This is a genomic window from Kitasatospora sp. NPDC034533, assembly GCF_055575155.1.
Genome location: NZ_JBVITE010000071.1, coordinates 1 through 14757, shown reverse-complemented (window position 1 = coordinate 14757; position 14757 = coordinate 1). Strand labels below are relative to the sequence as shown.

Annotated in this window: 12 protein-coding genes; 8 read left to right on the top strand and 4 right to left on the bottom strand. The window is 73.8% G+C overall.

Features of this window, described 5'->3' with window-relative positions:
- Nucleotides 1-2 precede the first annotated feature (2 nt).
- Entirely contained in the window at nt 3-503 is a 501-nt protein-coding gene (locus ACZ55U_RS33290) for an NUDIX hydrolase (protein ID WP_465532247.1), read from the top strand.
- Between the two features lie 816 nt (nt 504-1319).
- Here ACZ55U_RS33290 and ACZ55U_RS33285 read toward each other — a convergent pair.
- Nucleotides 1320-2501: a ricin-type beta-trefoil lectin domain protein gene (locus ACZ55U_RS33285; RefSeq protein ID WP_465532246.1), complete on the bottom strand. Its 1182-nt coding sequence runs from the start codon at nt 2499-2501 to the stop codon at nt 1320-1322.
- Between the two features lie 884 nt (nt 2502-3385).
- Here ACZ55U_RS33285 and ACZ55U_RS33280 point away from each other — a divergent pair.
- The 3 genes from ACZ55U_RS33280 to ACZ55U_RS33270 all read left to right on the top strand — a co-directional run bounded on the left by ACZ55U_RS33280 (nt 3386) and on the right by ACZ55U_RS33270 (nt 5271).
- Nucleotides 3386-4198, top strand: coding sequence for an arylamine N-acetyltransferase family protein (locus tag ACZ55U_RS33280; protein WP_465532244.1), 813 nt, complete (start codon nt 3386-3388; stop codon nt 4196-4198).
- Nucleotides 4199-4445: 247 nt separating this feature from the next.
- Nucleotides 4446-4673, top strand: coding sequence for a DUF6458 family protein (locus ACZ55U_RS33275; RefSeq protein WP_465532300.1), 228 nt, complete (start codon nt 4446-4448; stop codon nt 4671-4673).
- A gap of 304 nt (nt 4674-4977) precedes the next feature.
- The gene (locus ACZ55U_RS33270) at nt 4978-5271 is read left to right on the top strand and encodes a hypothetical protein (RefSeq protein WP_465532242.1); all 294 of its coding nucleotides are present in this window, start codon (nt 4978-4980) and stop codon (nt 5269-5271) included.
- Between the two features lie 300 nt (nt 5272-5571).
- On the opposite strand, the gene ACZ55U_RS33265 is transcribed toward ACZ55U_RS33270, so the two are convergent.
- Nucleotides 5572-6453 carry a nucleoside hydrolase gene (locus ACZ55U_RS33265; RefSeq protein WP_465532240.1) on the bottom strand — a complete coding sequence of 294 codons (882 nt, stop codon included), beginning with the start codon at nt 6451-6453 and terminating at the stop codon, nt 5572-5574.
- A gap of 125 nt (nt 6454-6578) precedes the next feature.
- Here ACZ55U_RS33265 and ACZ55U_RS33260 point away from each other — a divergent pair, with 125 nt between their 5' ends.
- A complete protein-coding gene (locus ACZ55U_RS33260) occupies nt 6579-7532 on the top strand; it encodes a LysR family transcriptional regulator (RefSeq protein WP_465532238.1) in 954 nt (317 codons plus the stop codon).
- Nucleotides 7533-7663: 131 nt separating this feature from the next.
- Nucleotides 7664-8944 (top strand): MFS transporter, encoded by a 1281-nt coding sequence (locus ACZ55U_RS33255; protein WP_465532236.1) that lies wholly within the window; start codon nt 7664-7666, stop codon nt 8942-8944.
- Nucleotides 8945-9175: 231 nt separating this feature from the next.
- Here the strand turns inward: ACZ55U_RS33255 and secD are convergent, their stop codons facing one another.
- Together secD and ACZ55U_RS33245 are read right to left on the bottom strand one after the other, a co-directional pair.
- On the bottom strand, nt 9176-11482 hold the full coding sequence (secD, locus tag ACZ55U_RS33250) for a protein translocase subunit SecD (RefSeq protein ID WP_465532234.1): 2307 nt from the start codon (nt 11480-11482) through the stop codon (nt 9176-9178).
- 176 nt (nt 11483-11658) lie between these two features.
- Nucleotides 11659-12111, bottom strand: a complete 453-nt coding sequence (locus ACZ55U_RS33245; protein WP_465532232.1) for a hypothetical protein — start codon at nt 12109-12111, stop codon at nt 11659-11661.
- A 266-nt stretch (nt 12112-12377) separates the two neighbouring features.
- Between ACZ55U_RS33245 and ACZ55U_RS33240 the strand changes: the two genes are divergently transcribed.
- Nucleotides 12378-12887, top strand: coding sequence for a hypothetical protein (locus ACZ55U_RS33240; protein WP_465532230.1), 510 nt, complete (start codon nt 12378-12380; stop codon nt 12885-12887).
- A 720-nt stretch (nt 12888-13607) separates the two neighbouring features.
- Nucleotides 13608-14555, top strand: coding sequence for an ornithine cyclodeaminase family protein (locus ACZ55U_RS33235; RefSeq protein WP_465532228.1), 948 nt, complete (start codon nt 13608-13610; stop codon nt 14553-14555).
- Nucleotides 14556-14757: the final 202 nt, after the last annotated feature.

Below are 14757 nucleotides of genomic sequence, written 5' to 3'. Positions count from 1 at the left end.
GCGTGAATCCGCTCGACGACGCCCGCCGTCCAGCCGCCGCCCCGCCCCACGCGTCCAGGAGCGAGCCGCCGACCCTGGTCGTCGGCGTCCACCTCGTCCTGGTCGAGGGCAACGCCGTGCTGCTGGGCCGACGCCACAACACCGCCTACGCGAACGGCCTGTGGCACCTGCCGGCCGGGCACATGGAGCCCGGCGAGACGGTCACCCGCGCGATGACACGCGAGGCCGAGGAGGAACTCGGCATCCTGGTCGCCGAGGCCGACCTCACACTCGTCCACGCCCTGCACCACCTCGACGCCGACGACGGCCGCGGCCGCCTCCAGCTGTTCTTCCGCGCCGCCCGCTACGGCGGCCGGATCCGCAACGCCGAACCGCACAAGTGCGACGCGCTGCGCTTCTGGCCGCTCGACGAACTCCCGAGCGACACCGTGCCCTACACCGTCCACGCGCTCGGCGAGATCGCCCGCGGCAACACGCTGTCGGCCCTCGGCTGGCCGACGTGAGCACCCCCACCGTCCCCTACGACGGGGACCGGGCTGGGACCGGACGGGGACCTGCTGCTGAGCCCGACGGCGGGCCGCCACGAGTTGCCGGGCACACCGCACGATCCTGCGGCCGCGCCGGAGGCCCCGTCGTGTGGGTTTTCGGTTGATCGTCACGGCCGGCATCGCGCGACGACTACCGGTACACGTTCCACGGTGCGGGACCGGGCCAACCCGGCCAAGGCGGCGGGGGCGGGGGCGGCGGGGGCTGGTACACGGGCGGGTCGTAGCGACCCGGACCGTCCGAACGGCTGTGGCCGGTCGGCACGCGGCTTTGACCGGAAGGCAGACGGAGGACGAGGGCGGTGACGATCACCGCGAACAAGACGAGCAAGAGTGTGAGCGGCACTCGGAACCTGCTCCACATGACCCGCTCCTCCACACGGGGCGATTGGCGGCCGTCTTCATGATGCCCGGTTCTCACGAACGGTGTCCGCCAGGGGTTCGCATCGGTGATGAGGGGGTTCAGCAGGAGGATCGCGGGTGCCCCGGGCTCGGCTCGGCCGGCTGGACGATGGCAGCCGCGCGCCCTCTGCCGATCTGGGATGCCGTGATGCCCATGCCCTTGGCGAAGGGGTGGACTCGGCTGATGCGCTCCATCGCGGCGAACGGCCGAAGCGGTGCCGCTTCGGCCGTCATGGACATCTCCATGCCCCACTCGCTGGCGGGTCGGGGTCGGCGGGGAAGGCGAGTTCGCCTTCCAGGTGCTCGGTGGGCAGACGGACGGCCCGCTGGAGCCCTCGCCGTCCGGCTCCCCGCACGATCGACCGGCGAGTCCTAGTCCGTGATGGGTGTGAGCGTCTGCGCGGCGCTCCCGTCGTAGCGCTGTGCCTTCACGAAGGCGTTGTTGCTGCCGGACGGCGTGGAGGTCAGGACCCACCCGTTGGCGCTGACGACGGCCTTGCGCTGGGCGTCGTACGTCCACTTCTGGTCGGCCGAGTCGTAGCAGGGGCTGAGGGAGACCTCCCAGCCCTCCTCGGGCGGAACGACCAGGCACTCGTTGCCCTGCGCGGTGTGGAGACTACCGTCGCCGGCGAAGACGAACAGCTGGTTGCCGTTGGGCGTACTGGAGCAGCTGTAGGTGATCATGTAGTTGTTGCTGCCTCCTCGATCCAGGCAGGCGCCGTTGCCAAAGCGGAGGGGCCAACGGGCGGACTGGCCGAGCCCGGTTTCGGTGATCAGCGTCCCGTCGCTCTGCTTCTGCTGCCGGACCATGCCCTGGCAGGTGCCGCTGGTCGACGTTCCCGTGTTCCTGGCGGTGAGCGTGCCCTTGTTGCCGGTCATCTTGCCCCACCGGTTCTTCGCGTACGCGTTGTCGTTGCACACGTACCGGTCGTTGTTCCAGTCGAAGTACTCCACCCAGCTGTTCCAACCCGGGTTGATCTTCGACGACTTGGGGAGCAGGGCTTCGCCGAGGACGAAGGCGGTGCCGGCGGTCTCGTCGTTCACGGTGGCCTTGGCCCAGTGGGTCACGGGGTCGATCTCCACGTGGAAGGCGTAGGTGTGGCCGGTGACGGGGCGACCGTGGTTGACGGAATTGTTGGAGCACTGGAGGTGCTGGCCCTCCCCCGTGTTGTTCCAGCAGTGTGATCCCTGGGTGCCGTCCTTGAACTGGAGGTTCTGGTCGGCCCAGGTCGACCAGAGGAACTGCCCGTCGTTCTGCCCGGCGAGCTGGAAGCCGATGTAGGAGAGGTTCGCGTTGAAGTTGAACTGGCTCGCCCAGTAGACGTCACCGTCTCCCGGGCTGGTGAGCACGGTGTTCCGGAAGTCGACGTCCGTCACGGCGCCGCTGGTGTCGAACGTCCAGTCCGAGTAGGCGCCGGGCGTCTGACCGGACGTGAGGCGGTTGCCGCTTGATGGTGCCGCCGCGGCCGTCGGGACCCCGGCGGACATGCCGGAGAACGGCAGCAGCGCGACGGCGACGGCCGGCCAGGCGAGGGTGCGCGGAAGGTGTGACACGTGAACTCCTCAGCGGGGGGACGGCGAGGGGTGTGGATTCCGTGGACGCGGCAAGACACGGCAAGTCACGTCACCTGGAGGACGAGCAGGGAAGTACACGAAAGACTTCCTGCGAACCGTACAGCGTGGCCGGGCCGCTACGGGCGGTAATGGAAATCCGCATCGGATGCGGTCGGAATCCCGCCCCGTTTTCATCGGAACGGCTGCCCAATATTCGGGCATCCGTGTGACTGCCGAATGTAGGCGCCCACGCCCGAGTCGGTCACGTCCGTCTGACCGGACCCCGTTCGCCGTGCGCGGTGCTGCCTGGAAGCTGACATCGTCTGGGAACCCGCCGATCTGCTCGGGGATGCGGTGGCCTGCGGTCGACGCGCTGCCTCGACACGTCGCCGGACGCTGAACGACCGCGTGTCCTCCCCCGCCTCCGAGGCAGGAACGGAGAACGGGAGGAGCTCGGTTTGACCCTTTGGCTCCGCGGACCAGCCAGGTGATCGTTCGTCAGGCGCATCTTGAACCTGACGGCTACACCCGTTGCGCCCTTCCCCTCGGGTCATCCTCTTGTGCGGTTGCCGACGTTGGCCTGCGGCGGTGCAGATCTCTTCACGCTGGGCGGCGAGCTGGGGACATCGAGCTGTACGAACACCAGCGACTCGGCGAGCAATAGAGGAGGCGTGATCGGAACGCCGCGCGGTCTCCTCAGCCGGACCGGCCGGTGTGGTCCGCCGCCGCCGGTCAGGCGGGGCCGGTGGTGACGTACCGTACGGCGCGGGCCCTGGCCTGTTCTCCACACCACGGGGCCGTGAGAGCTTGCGTACGGACGGCGGAGGAGGATGTAGGACCAAGAGCCGATGGTCCTGCGGCCCGCGGCCGGGTGGAATGGCCGGATGGATCACGCGACACGCCCTGAACAGCCGCGCTCCGGCCTCACCGTCGCCGAGCGGCGCGCCTACCTCGACCGCCTGGCGCTGCCGGACCCCGGCGCGCCCTCCGCGGAGGCCCTGGCCCGCCTCCAGCTCGCGCATCTGCGTAGCGTCCCGTTCGAGAACCTGAGCATCCACCTCGGCGAGCCCGTCGTCCTCGACCCCGGCGCCCTGGTGGCCAAGGTCGTGACCCGCCACCGGGGCGGCTTCTGCTACGAACTCAACGGCGCTTTCGCCGAGTTGCTCACCTCGCTCGGCTACCGGGTGAGCCTGCTGGCCGCCCGCGTCCACGACGGCGAGCGGCTCGGCCCGCCGTTCGACCACCTCGCACTGCGGGTGGACCTCGACGAGCCGTGGCTGGTCGACGTCGGCTTCGGCCGCCTGAGCCGCGGCCCGCTTCGCCTGGACGAGCGCGGCGAACAGGCCGACGCCTTCGGCACGTTCACCCTCGCCCCGGTCGGCGAGTACGGCGATCTGGACGTCCTTCAGGACGGCGAGCCGCAGTACCGCCTGGGCCTGCGCCCCTACCAGCTCGCGGACTTCGGCCCGACCTGCTGGTGGCAGGCCACCTCGCCGGACTCCCACTTCACCCGCTCGGCGACCTGCTCGATACTCACCGGGGACGACGGCCGGGTGACCATCAGCGGCAACCGCCTGATCACCACCGCCCCGGACGGTGAACGCACCGAGCTGGTTCTCGGCGACGAGGAGGCCCTCGCCGCCTACCGCACCCACTTCGGGATCACGCTGGAGCACCTCCCGGGTCACCGCGGTTGAGGGGTGGGCCCGCCGGCGCGCCGGGTCGGCGCCTGCGCCGGGCGCGGCGTGGGCGGCCCCCCACCTCCGTCGGGCCCTGGTTCGCGGCGGCCCGCCGGGGACACCTCAGGCAGGTCCTTGGGACGCCCACCACCGCTGCGGTGACGGGGAGTTCGCCCCGGCGAGGCGGCAAGTGGCGGGCATCCCGTGTCATCCGCCGACTCCGGGGTAGCCGCACCCCGATCCGAACACAGAGGAGTGGGTGAAGATGGGTATCGGCGGCTGCATCCTTCTGTTCGCCTTCGGCGCGGTGCTGGCCTTCGGGGTCGACTGGCACCTGTCCGGAATGAACGTGCACGTAGTGGGCTGGATCCTGATGGCCGCGGGCGTGCTCGGTCTGATCACCTACACGAGCGTCTACCGGCGGCGGCGCTTCATGGGGCGGGCCGGAGCCGACGAGATCGTCGAGGAACGGCGCTACTACGACCAGCCCTGATCGACGCCGGCGCTCGCGGTCCTTCGGTCCTCCCCCGACAAGGGCCGGGACCGCGAGCGCGGCGGCGGAGCGGCTCGTCCCGCCGGCTGCTCGGTCTCCTGGTCCCGGAGGAGGCGGAGCCACGGCAGCACGGCCGGATCGAGGTCGAGCTCTTCGGGTGGGCCGCGGCGCAGCGCGTCAGCGGGGCCGATGGCCGGCTCGCGGCCGTGGGTGCCCGGCATTCGGCCCATCGGGCGCGCCCTCCAGGGGCGACCCGTGGCCGTCCCTGCCGAGGCGCCGGTCGGAAATGGCTATGAGCAACGGTATGAGAATCACCTGCCGCGCCGCTCTCGGCGTCCCGTTGATGACCGCTGCCGCCCTGGTCCTGCCCCTCGGCCCGGCCGCCGCCGCCACCGGAAACCTCTATGTCAACAACGAAGAGGTCTACACGGACCCCTCCGGCTGCTACTCCCTGGAGGACTCCTCCATCGTCGACAACATCACCGACACGGCCGCGACCCTCTACTCGGGTCCGGACTGCACCGGGGAGGAGCTCGGCCGGATCAGCGCCGGTGACGACGAGATCACCACCGGCGCCCGGAGCCTCTACATCCCCTGAATCCCCCGGACGGCCGGCCCGAGACGGATCGGACCGGCCACCCGGCGGTGGGGCGGCCAGCGCGAAGGTGACTGCGCGCAGGCGTGGGGTGCGGCTCTGAGCCCTCGCCAGGGCGGGTCGGCGGCGGACGGACTCGGCGGCGGGTGGGTCGGCGGCGGGTGGGGTCGGGCAGGACGGCCACCGCGCGCGAGCCGTTGGTCAGTGCGTTGGGCTGGCTCGGCAGTGCTTCCGGGTCCTCCGCCGGGCGGCTCGCCCTGGCGCGCGTGCGCTGGGCGGCTCCTTCGAGCCCGCTCACACGGGTCACGGCCGTCCCTCCGTGGCCGTGAGGACGTCCAGGAATCGCGCGTGGTCGACGGAGACCGAGATCCGCGTGCGGGTGCCGGCCGCCGGACGCGCGCCCCAGGCGCCGCGCTCGCGGTACACCTCGACCTCGCGGAACGCGCAGACGGATTCGTCGAGCGCCACGGCCGCCGCGAGCGGGTCGTGGAAGGCCTTGCCGGCGCGGCGCTTGGCCAGGTAGACCCCCATGCCCTCCCGCACGAGCGCCATCCCGGGGGTGAGCCGCCGCGCCGCCAGGGCGGCGTGCATGGCGCCGTCGTAGACGACGCCGTGGCAGACGTTCTTCGAGACGAGCACCCGCTCGGCGACGTGGGGCGATCCCAGCAGCTTCGACGCGGCGTCCGGAGCGCCGTTGAAGTTGAACGTCGGGCAGGTCTCGCGTCCCTCGAACTTGGGGAGCCGGTGTTCGGGCGGGACGACGCGGTCGCCGGCGAAGCCGCCCTGCGCGACCCAGCGGGCGATGCGCACGTCCGGTTCCCGCTCCAGGAGCACGCCGGGGTTCTTCGGCGGCGCCCCCGTGAGCAGTGTCGCGTCGCCGTCGGCGAGGGCGTCCCGCAGCAGTTGCCAGGCCTCGGCGTCGGGTTCGCGAGGCGGAACCCTCCCGAGCCATCGGCGGTGGAAGCCCGACACCGGCTTCACGTCGGCGCCGGGCCGGTAGGCGCCGACCGGCGCGTTCACGCCGAGGCGCCCCAGGAGGTGCTTGACGATGCCGACCTGCTCATCCGATCCGGGCATGACCGTCACGGCCACCAGGCGTGCCCACGGGTGGGTCGCGAGAGCACACAGGGTGAGGGCGTCGTCGGGGTCGCCGGTCTCCATGTCGAACACGATCGGGATCGCCATGCCCGCGACCGTACCGATCCGACGGGGCGTCACCAACGGGATTTCGCCGGGCGGGGTGGGCGCGGTGGGCGGGTTCGGGGAGGCGGCCGGAGCGGCGCGTCCACCCACGAGGTAGCGTCGACCGGGTGCTGGAACGACTGGAGATCGAGAGCTTCCTGATCCTCGCCGACGAGCTGCACTTCGGGCGCACGGCCGAGCGGCTGCACGTCTCGCGCGCCAGGATCAGCCAGACGATCCGGAGCCTGGAGCGCCGCATCGGCGCTCCCCTGTTCGAGCGGACCAGCCGTACGGTACGCCTCACGCCTCTCGGCCGCCGACTGCACCAGGAGATCGAGCCCGGCTACCGGCGTGTCGAACAGGGCGTGGCGCGGGCCCAGGCCGAGGCGCGGGGCTTCGCGGGCGTGCTGCCGGTCGGGTACCTGGGAAGCGCGACGGGGGAGTTCGTGATGGACGCGGCACGGGCCTTCGGCCGCATCCACCCGGAGGCGGAGGTGCGGATCCACGAGACCCAGCTCAGCGACCTGCTCGGCCCGCTCCGAACCGGCCGGGTCGACGTGCTGGTCACCCACTTCCCGGTCGTGGAGCCCGATCTGACCCGGGGCCCGGTCGTGCTCCGGGTGCCCCGGATGCTCGCGGTCCCCGCCAACCACGCGCTCGCCAAGCGGCAGTCGGTGTCCCTGGAGGACCTGGCACGGGACCGGGTGTTCGCGTGCTCGGGCGACGTACCGGACTACTGGCAGGAACACCTGGCGCCGCCGCGCACCCCGAGCGGGCAGCCGGTACGGCGGGGCAGGTCGGCGGCGACGTTGCAGGAGACCCTCGCCATGGTCGGTGCCGGGCAGGGCATCTCCCCCGTCGGTGCCGATGTCGCGGCGCACTACACACCGAGGAACGTGGTGTACGTGCCGTTCAGTGACGCGGAGCCGGTGGAGTACGGGCTGGTGTGGCGTACGGCGGGAGAGACGGCCCGGGTGCGGGCCTTCGTCGAGGCGGCCACGGCGCTGGCCGCCGAACTGGGGACCGCCGGACAGAGCGCCGGCGGGCGGAAGCCGGGCGGGCGGAACACCGACGGACCGTAGGTCACGGGCGTGCGATCCCACGCGTCGAACGCCCCGCGCCCCGTGCGCGCGACCGATCGGTAAGCCGGGCTGACCGATCGTTGCGCGGACAGGTGCTGTTCCCGGCCGCAGGCGGCGCGAGGCTGAACGACGTGACAAACGATCTCGCAGCCGTCCCGCCCCGTACCCGAGCACCGGGCACCCCTTCCCGACGAGCGGACCTGGCCCCGCTGTCGGCCCTCGCACTCGGCGCCTTCGCCGTCGGCACCACCGAGGTGGTCATCGCCGGCCTGCTCCCCGAGGTGGCCACGGACTTCGGCATCCCCCTGCCCACGGCGGGCCTGCTCGTGTCGGGCTATGCCGTGGGCATGGTGGTGGGTGCCCCCCTGCTCACGGTGCTGGGCGCGCGGCTCCCCCGCAAGCACCTGCTCCTCTGGCTGGTCGGCCTGTTCACGGCGGCCGGTCTGCTCAGCGCGCTGGCCCCCGGGTACGGCGTGCTGTTCGTCGGGCGGGTGCTGTCGGCCCTCGCCGGAGGTGCCTACGTGGGGACCGCCGCCGTCGTGGCCGCGGGCCTGGTCGCGCCGGAGCGCAAGGCCAGTGCCATCGCCACGGTGTTCATGGGGCTGAGCCTCGCCAACGTGCTCGGCGTCCCGGGCGGCACCGCGCTGGGTCAGGCGCTCGGCTGGCGGGCCGCGTTCTGGGGGGTGAGCGCCGTCGGCGCGGTGCTGCTGGCCGCGATCGCGGCGCTGGTCCCGCCGATGCCCCGGCAGCGGGTCATCGGCTTCCGCCGGGAGCTCGCGGCCTTCCGGCGCGGCAGGGTCTGGCTCGCCCTGGCGGCGACCGCCTTCGGCTGGGCGCCCTACCTCGCCGTCCTCACCTACATCACGCCCCTGCTCACCGAGGTCACCGGCTTCGACGACCGTACGGTCCCGCTGGTGCTGGTCCTGATCGGCGTCGGCATGGTCGTGGGCACCCCGCTGGCGGGCCGGCTCGCGGACCGGGCGCTGCTGCCCACGCTCTACGGGGCGCTCGCCGGGATCACGCTCGTCTCCGCGCTGCTGATCCCCGCCGTGCACAGCAAGCCCGCCGCGATCGCCGGCTTCCTGCTCTTCGGCCTGGTGGGGGCCGCGGTGATCCCGCCCTCACAGACACGGGTGCTGCAAGCGGCCGAAGGCGCCGACAGCCTCGCCTCGGCAGCCAACGTCTCGGCGTTCAACATCGGCAACGCGGGCGGCCCGCTGCTGGCGGGCGCGGCGCTCTCGGCGGGCACGGGCTACACGTCCTCGCTGTGGATCGGGGCAGCCCTGGGCGCGACCGGCCTGGCCCTCGCGCTCGCCACCACAGCACTGCACCACCGCACGCTCCGGCACCCCGCCGACACGGCACGGACCCGCCCGCCCGCACCCGGCACCCCCCGCCGCCACGAACGGTGAACCGCGCATCGCCGGCACGGGACCGGACCGCGGCGCCGGCGCCGTGATCCGAGGTCAGGTCCCGCGCCGCAGCCGCCGCTCCACCCGGGCCGGGGGGCCTCCGCCGACGGCGGAGGCCCCCCGGATACTCGCCGCGCACCGGCGCCAGGCGAGGGTCGCCGAAGCCCGCCCCCGGCCCGCCGTACTCGGCCGACCGAGGGCGACGGCCTCCCCGCCGCGAACCGGCGCCCGTCAGACCACCGCCCCGTTGTGGCCGCGCGCCCGCGCCTCCCGGGCCTCCCGCGGCCGGTCCGGGAACCGCCCCTGGAGCAGCACGGCCACCGGCATCGCGGTGAACACCGTCGACGCCGTGCCCATCAGGACCCCGGCCAGCAGTGCCACCGAGAAGTCGGCGAGCGAGTCCCCGCCGAGGAGCGCCAGGGCCACCAGGACGAACAGCGCCCCCATGCCGGTGTTCACCGTCCGGGGGAGGGTCTGCGCCACCGCGCGGTCCGCGAGCTCCGCCCAGCTCGCCTTCGTCCCCGTCCGGCGCAGCTCGCGCAGCCGGTCCAGGACCACCACCGTGTCGTTGACCGAGTACCCGACGATGGTGAGCAGCGCGGCGAGAAAAACGCTGTCCACCGGCTTGCCCAGCCAGGCGAAGAGGCCGAGGACGAGCAGCAGGTCCTGCGCCATCGCGATCACCGCGGCGGCCGCGAGGGTCCACCGGAAGCGGACCGTGAGGTAGAGCAGCTGGGCGGCGACCGCGAGCCCGAGCGCGACCAGCGCGTAGCCGCGCAGCTCGCTGCCGAGGCTCGGCCCGATCAGCTCGTCGCGCTCCACGGACAGCTCGCCGGTGACGCCGGTGAGCGCCTCCCGGATGCGCTGCTGCTGGTCGTCGCCGTTCTCCTTGGTGCGGACGGACACGCCGGTGTCCCCGGTGGTCTGCACCACGGCCTGCGGGAATCCGGCGTCGACCACCGCCGCGCGGGCGGCGTCCGCGTCGACCCGCTGCGCGGCGGTGTACTGCGCCACCCGGCCGCCGGTGAACTCGACGCCGAAGTCCAGGCCGCGCCGGCCGATCCCGGCCAGGGCGAGCAGCAACAGGCCGGCGCAGGCGCCCAGCCAGCGCCGCCGGTGGCGCATCAGCCGCGGCGGCCGGCGGGTCAGCCGGGTGCGGAGCCGGCCGACGGTGGCCATGCCGGTCAGGGCGGGCCGCCGGGCGACGGCGGGCCGGCGCACCGCCCACTCGGCGAGCAGCCGGGTGATCAGCATGGCGGAGAACATCGAGGCCAGCACGCCGATCGAGAGCGTCACCCCGAAGCCCTTGACCGGGCCGGTGGCGAACGCGAAGAGCAGGCCGGCGGCGAGCAGCGTCGTCACGTTGGAGTCGGCCACCGCGTTCCACGCCTTCGCGAACCCGACGCGCAGCGGGCGCCGCAGGTCGCGCTCCTTGCCGGGCCCGGCCGCCCGGGAGGCGGCGTACTCCTCCCGGGCCCGTTCGAAGACCAGCACGTTGGCGTCGACCGCCATGCCGATGGCGAGCACGAAGCCGGCCAGTCCGGGCAGGGTGAGCGTCGCGCCGAGCGCGACCACGGCGGCGTACGAGATCAGTCCGTAGAGGGCGAGCGCGATGGTGGCCAGCACACCGAGCAGGCGGTACACCGCGATGACGAAGGCTCCGGTGCAGAGCAGGCCGATGACCGCGGCCAGGGCGCTGGCCCGGATGGCCTCGGCGCCGAGGGTGGGGCCGACGGTGCTCTGTTCGATCAGCGTCACCGGGACGGGCAGGGCGCCGCCCTTGACCAGGGCGGCGAGGTCGCGGGCCTCGTCGGCCGAGAAGCCGCCGGTGATCTGCGTCGAGCCGCCGGTGATCCCCTGTCCGCAGGGCACGCTGTCCTGGACGCCGGGGGCGGACAGGACGCGGTCGTCGAGCACGATGGCGACCCGGCGGGCGGGGTCGGCCGGCGCGGCGCACGCCGCCTGCCCGGTGAGCCGGGCCCAGGCGTCTCCGGCGGGGCCGCGGAAGGAGAGGTCGATGCTCCAGCCGAGGCCGGTCCGGGTGTCGAGGACGGCCGAGGCGTCCTTGACGCCGTCGCCGGTCAGCGCCGGCGGGCCCAGCCGCAGGTGACCGCCGGGGAGGCCGGGGTCGGCGAGGACCCGGGAGCCGTCCGCCGCGGGCGCCCCGGCCGGTCCGTCGGCGGTCGCGGTGACGGGGTGGAAGGTGAGCTGGGCGGTGCGGCCGATGACCCCGGCGGCCTCGCGGGGGTCCTGGAGGCCGGGGAGTTCGACGACGATGCGCCGCTCCCCCGCGCGGGCGAGCGAGGGTTCGGCGACGCCGAGGCCGTCGACCCGGCGGCGCAGCACCTCCAGCGCCCGGTCGGTGGCGTCCGCGTCGGCGCGGACGGTGGGCGAGTCCTGGGTCTCCAGGACGATCCGGGTGCCGCCGCGCAGGTCGAGGCCGAGGCGGGGCGGGGTGGTCAGGGCGGTGTAGAGCGAGAGGCCGACGACGGCGAGCGCGATGAGCGCGCGCCAGAACGCGGTACGGCGAGCAGGCATGGGTACTCCACGGGCGGTCCTCGGGAGCCGGGCGTCCGCAGGGGGACGCCGCACCCGGGACGGGCGGACGCGAGGGGACGGCGCGCCGCCGGGAACGCTCCGGGCACGGTGTCCGGAGTCCTCCCGTCCGGGCCGCGGGCAGGCCGCGGCACCCGGTCGGCGGGCGCGGTGGAACGTCAGCTGGACCGGGTGGAGGGGGGACCGCGGGTGTGGCGGGGGTCGTAGCGGTCGGACGGCGGCGCCCGCTCCTGGCGCGGCCCCGGGGCGTACGTCCCGGGGCGGAGCCGGGGGGCGTCGGTCCGGGTGGCCGGGAGCGCGGCCGGCGGGAGCGCCGGCAGCCGGACGCCCGGCTCGGCGGCGGCCGTCTGCCGCTGGACGACGTCGAGGTCGGGGCGGACCGAGGGGTGCCGGACGCGCGCGGGGGCGCTGGGCGCCGCCGCGCCCGCCGGGCCCGCCGGGGCGAGCCGTACGGCGGCGGGGGCGACCTGGGTCGCGACGGCGGACGGCGCGACGGGGGCCGGCTGCGCCGTGCCCGTCGCCGTGCCGAGGAGGACCTGGCAGACGGCCCAGACCGCGAGGAACGCGCAGGACAGCGCGGCCGCCGCGGTCCGACGTACGCGTCGCTCCACTCCGGCCCCCTCCCCGCTCGTGCCGTCAACCGGTCCCGTCCGCAAGAAGCTCTCACTGTAGGCGACGGCAGCGCACTCTGACCCGCGCGCAGAAGCCTCCGCTCTTGGCGGAGAGGAACCCGGCTTCGCGGCCGGGCCACCTCCGCGTGGGCGGACGGCCCGCGCTGCCGGTCGGCGCCGCATCAGGGCGCCGCTTCCCTTCGGCACCCATATGCCCGGCCCGAGCGGTAAGTTGACGGGGTGCCAACTACGGAAGGACCGTCGACATGACCATCGACCAGGCTGCCCTCGGCAGCGCGGTGAAGGCGGTCATCGCCGCCGCGCACGACGATGACCTGGCCGCGCTGTACCAGGCCGTGATGCCGCCGGCCGGCACGGAGACGCCCCCGGCCGAGGCCGCCGCGTGGTTCGGGTCGCTCGTCATCCATCTGGCGCTCACCGCGGCGGCCTCCTCGGGGCTGGGCCGGGGCTGCCCCCGGGAGGCCGTCTCGGAGTGGATGGACGAGGTGCTGGGCCCGCCGCCCACCCCGGCGCGGCTGCGCGCCGTGGATCCCGGCCGCATCGACCACGTCGAGGCGGTGAGCACCGCGGCGGAGTACTCCCGCTGCCACGAGTACGCCATCGACCTGATCCGGGTGGGCCTGACCGAACCGGATCAGGACCCGGACGAGCGAGCCGTCGACGCCCACTGCACGGTGACGAACGACAAGAGGCTGCGGATCACCGTGATGGCGATGCTGGGCCGCCTCGCCACCGTTCCGGGCCAGCGAGGCTGACGGTGCGGCCCGGGTGACGCGCCGGCGCCGGGCCGCCGGGGGTTCGGCGAGGTGGGCCGGAGGCGGCCCGCCTCGTCCGGGTCGACCGGCGTCAAGGTCCACACGTCGACCGCCCCGCTGCACGCCGTGGGCCCCGACCCGGCCGGGCGTCCCCCGGGCGGCCGCGCCCTCTCCGGCCATCCGGCGCTCCCGGCGGCGGCCCTGCCCTCCCCCGGGCCCGCGTGCCGTAGCCGGGGCCGTCAAGGCGGTTAGGGCGCGGCCGCCCGGCGGTCCCAGGGCGCGCACCGGCAGGCCCTGTTCCCCGAAGCCGTCACGAAGCGACACGTCTCGCACCCGGTGAGGACGACCCGGCAGTGCGGGGCGTGCGCCGTGGCCGCTCGCCCTGTCCACAGCGCCTCCCGAGCTTTCGGGCGGCCCCCGCACCCGGTGCCGGCGTTCTCACTGAAGGCCTCGTTCCGGGGATGCCGTGCATGCTGAGCGCGTCGAGTCGAAAGCCGGGCTTCGACGTCACGCTTCGAACACATATTCCGTTTCGACCTCTCCGACGTCCGGCCGGATGTTCGGGGAGGGCTGCCGGGATCCGGGGACCAGGCCCTTTCGAGAAGCCCGTGGTGGACGTTTCGTCCGGACTGGATGTAGTGTCCAGCCCATGTCCTCAGTGTTGCTGGGCCCGTACCAGCGCGGCCCCGGCCGCCTTCGTATCGCGCCAGCGAGGTATCGATGATTCCGCCCGTCATAGGCGCCGCCGAGATCGAGCGCGCCGCCACGCCGCACGTGGTCTTCACCGCCGTCCGCAACGCGCTGATCGCGCACGCCCAGGGCCGCACCGCCGTCCCACCCCCGCTGCACCTCCGGTTCCCGGAGGCGGACGGCGACTGCCACGTCAAGGTCGGCTGGGTCACCGGCGCGCCCGACTTCGCGGTCAAGATCGCAACCGGCTTCTACCGCAACGCCTCGGCCGGCCTGCCCACCAACCACGGCCTGGTCTGTGTCGTCAGCGCCCGCACCGGACGAACTCGCGCGATCCTCGACGACCAGGGGCTGCTCACCGCCTGGCGCACCGCGGCGGCGGGCGCCCTGATCACCCATGCCCTGGCCCGACCTGACGCCGTCACCCTGGCCGTCTTCGGGACCGGAGAGCAGGCCCGGCTCCAGGTCGAGTGGCTGGCCATGCTCCGCCCGATCGGCACGGTGCTCGTCCACGGCCGCAGCCAGGACAAGGCCCGATCACTGTGCGAGAAGCTGACCGCGCTCGGCCATCACGCCGAGCCCGCCACCGCCCGCGAAGCCGCCGCCGCCGACGTGGTCGTCACCACCACCCCGGCCACGGCCCCGGTCCTGCGAGCCGATCACGTCCGCCCGGGCACCCACGTGACCGGCATCGGCACGGACATGCCCCACAAGAACGAACTGCCGGCGGCGCTCTTCGCCCGCGCGACACTGATCACGACGGACGACCACGAGCAGTGCCTGGACCACGGCGACTTCGGCCGCGCCGTACGCGCCGGCCTCACCACCGGCACCAGCGACACACCCGTCGGCCTCCTCCTTGAAAACCCTGTCGAGCGGCCGGACGGCGCGATCACGATCGCGGACCTCACCGGCGTCGGCGCCCTGGACGCGGCACTCGCCTCAGCTGTTCTCCACGATCTTGTTCTCCACAACTGACGCCGCCGGATGAACCGGCCCCGCCGGCCCGCTGATCACCCTGCTCGGCGCCGGCCCCGGCAGCCTCGGACGACAGTCCGGCCGATCGCAGCAGAGCCACCCGAAAAGAGAATCTCAATGATCGTGTCAAGCCGTCTGCGTGACCGGCGGGGCGGAGGTGAAGAGCCTCTTGTCACGCAGCATCGCCCACAGCACGTCGACC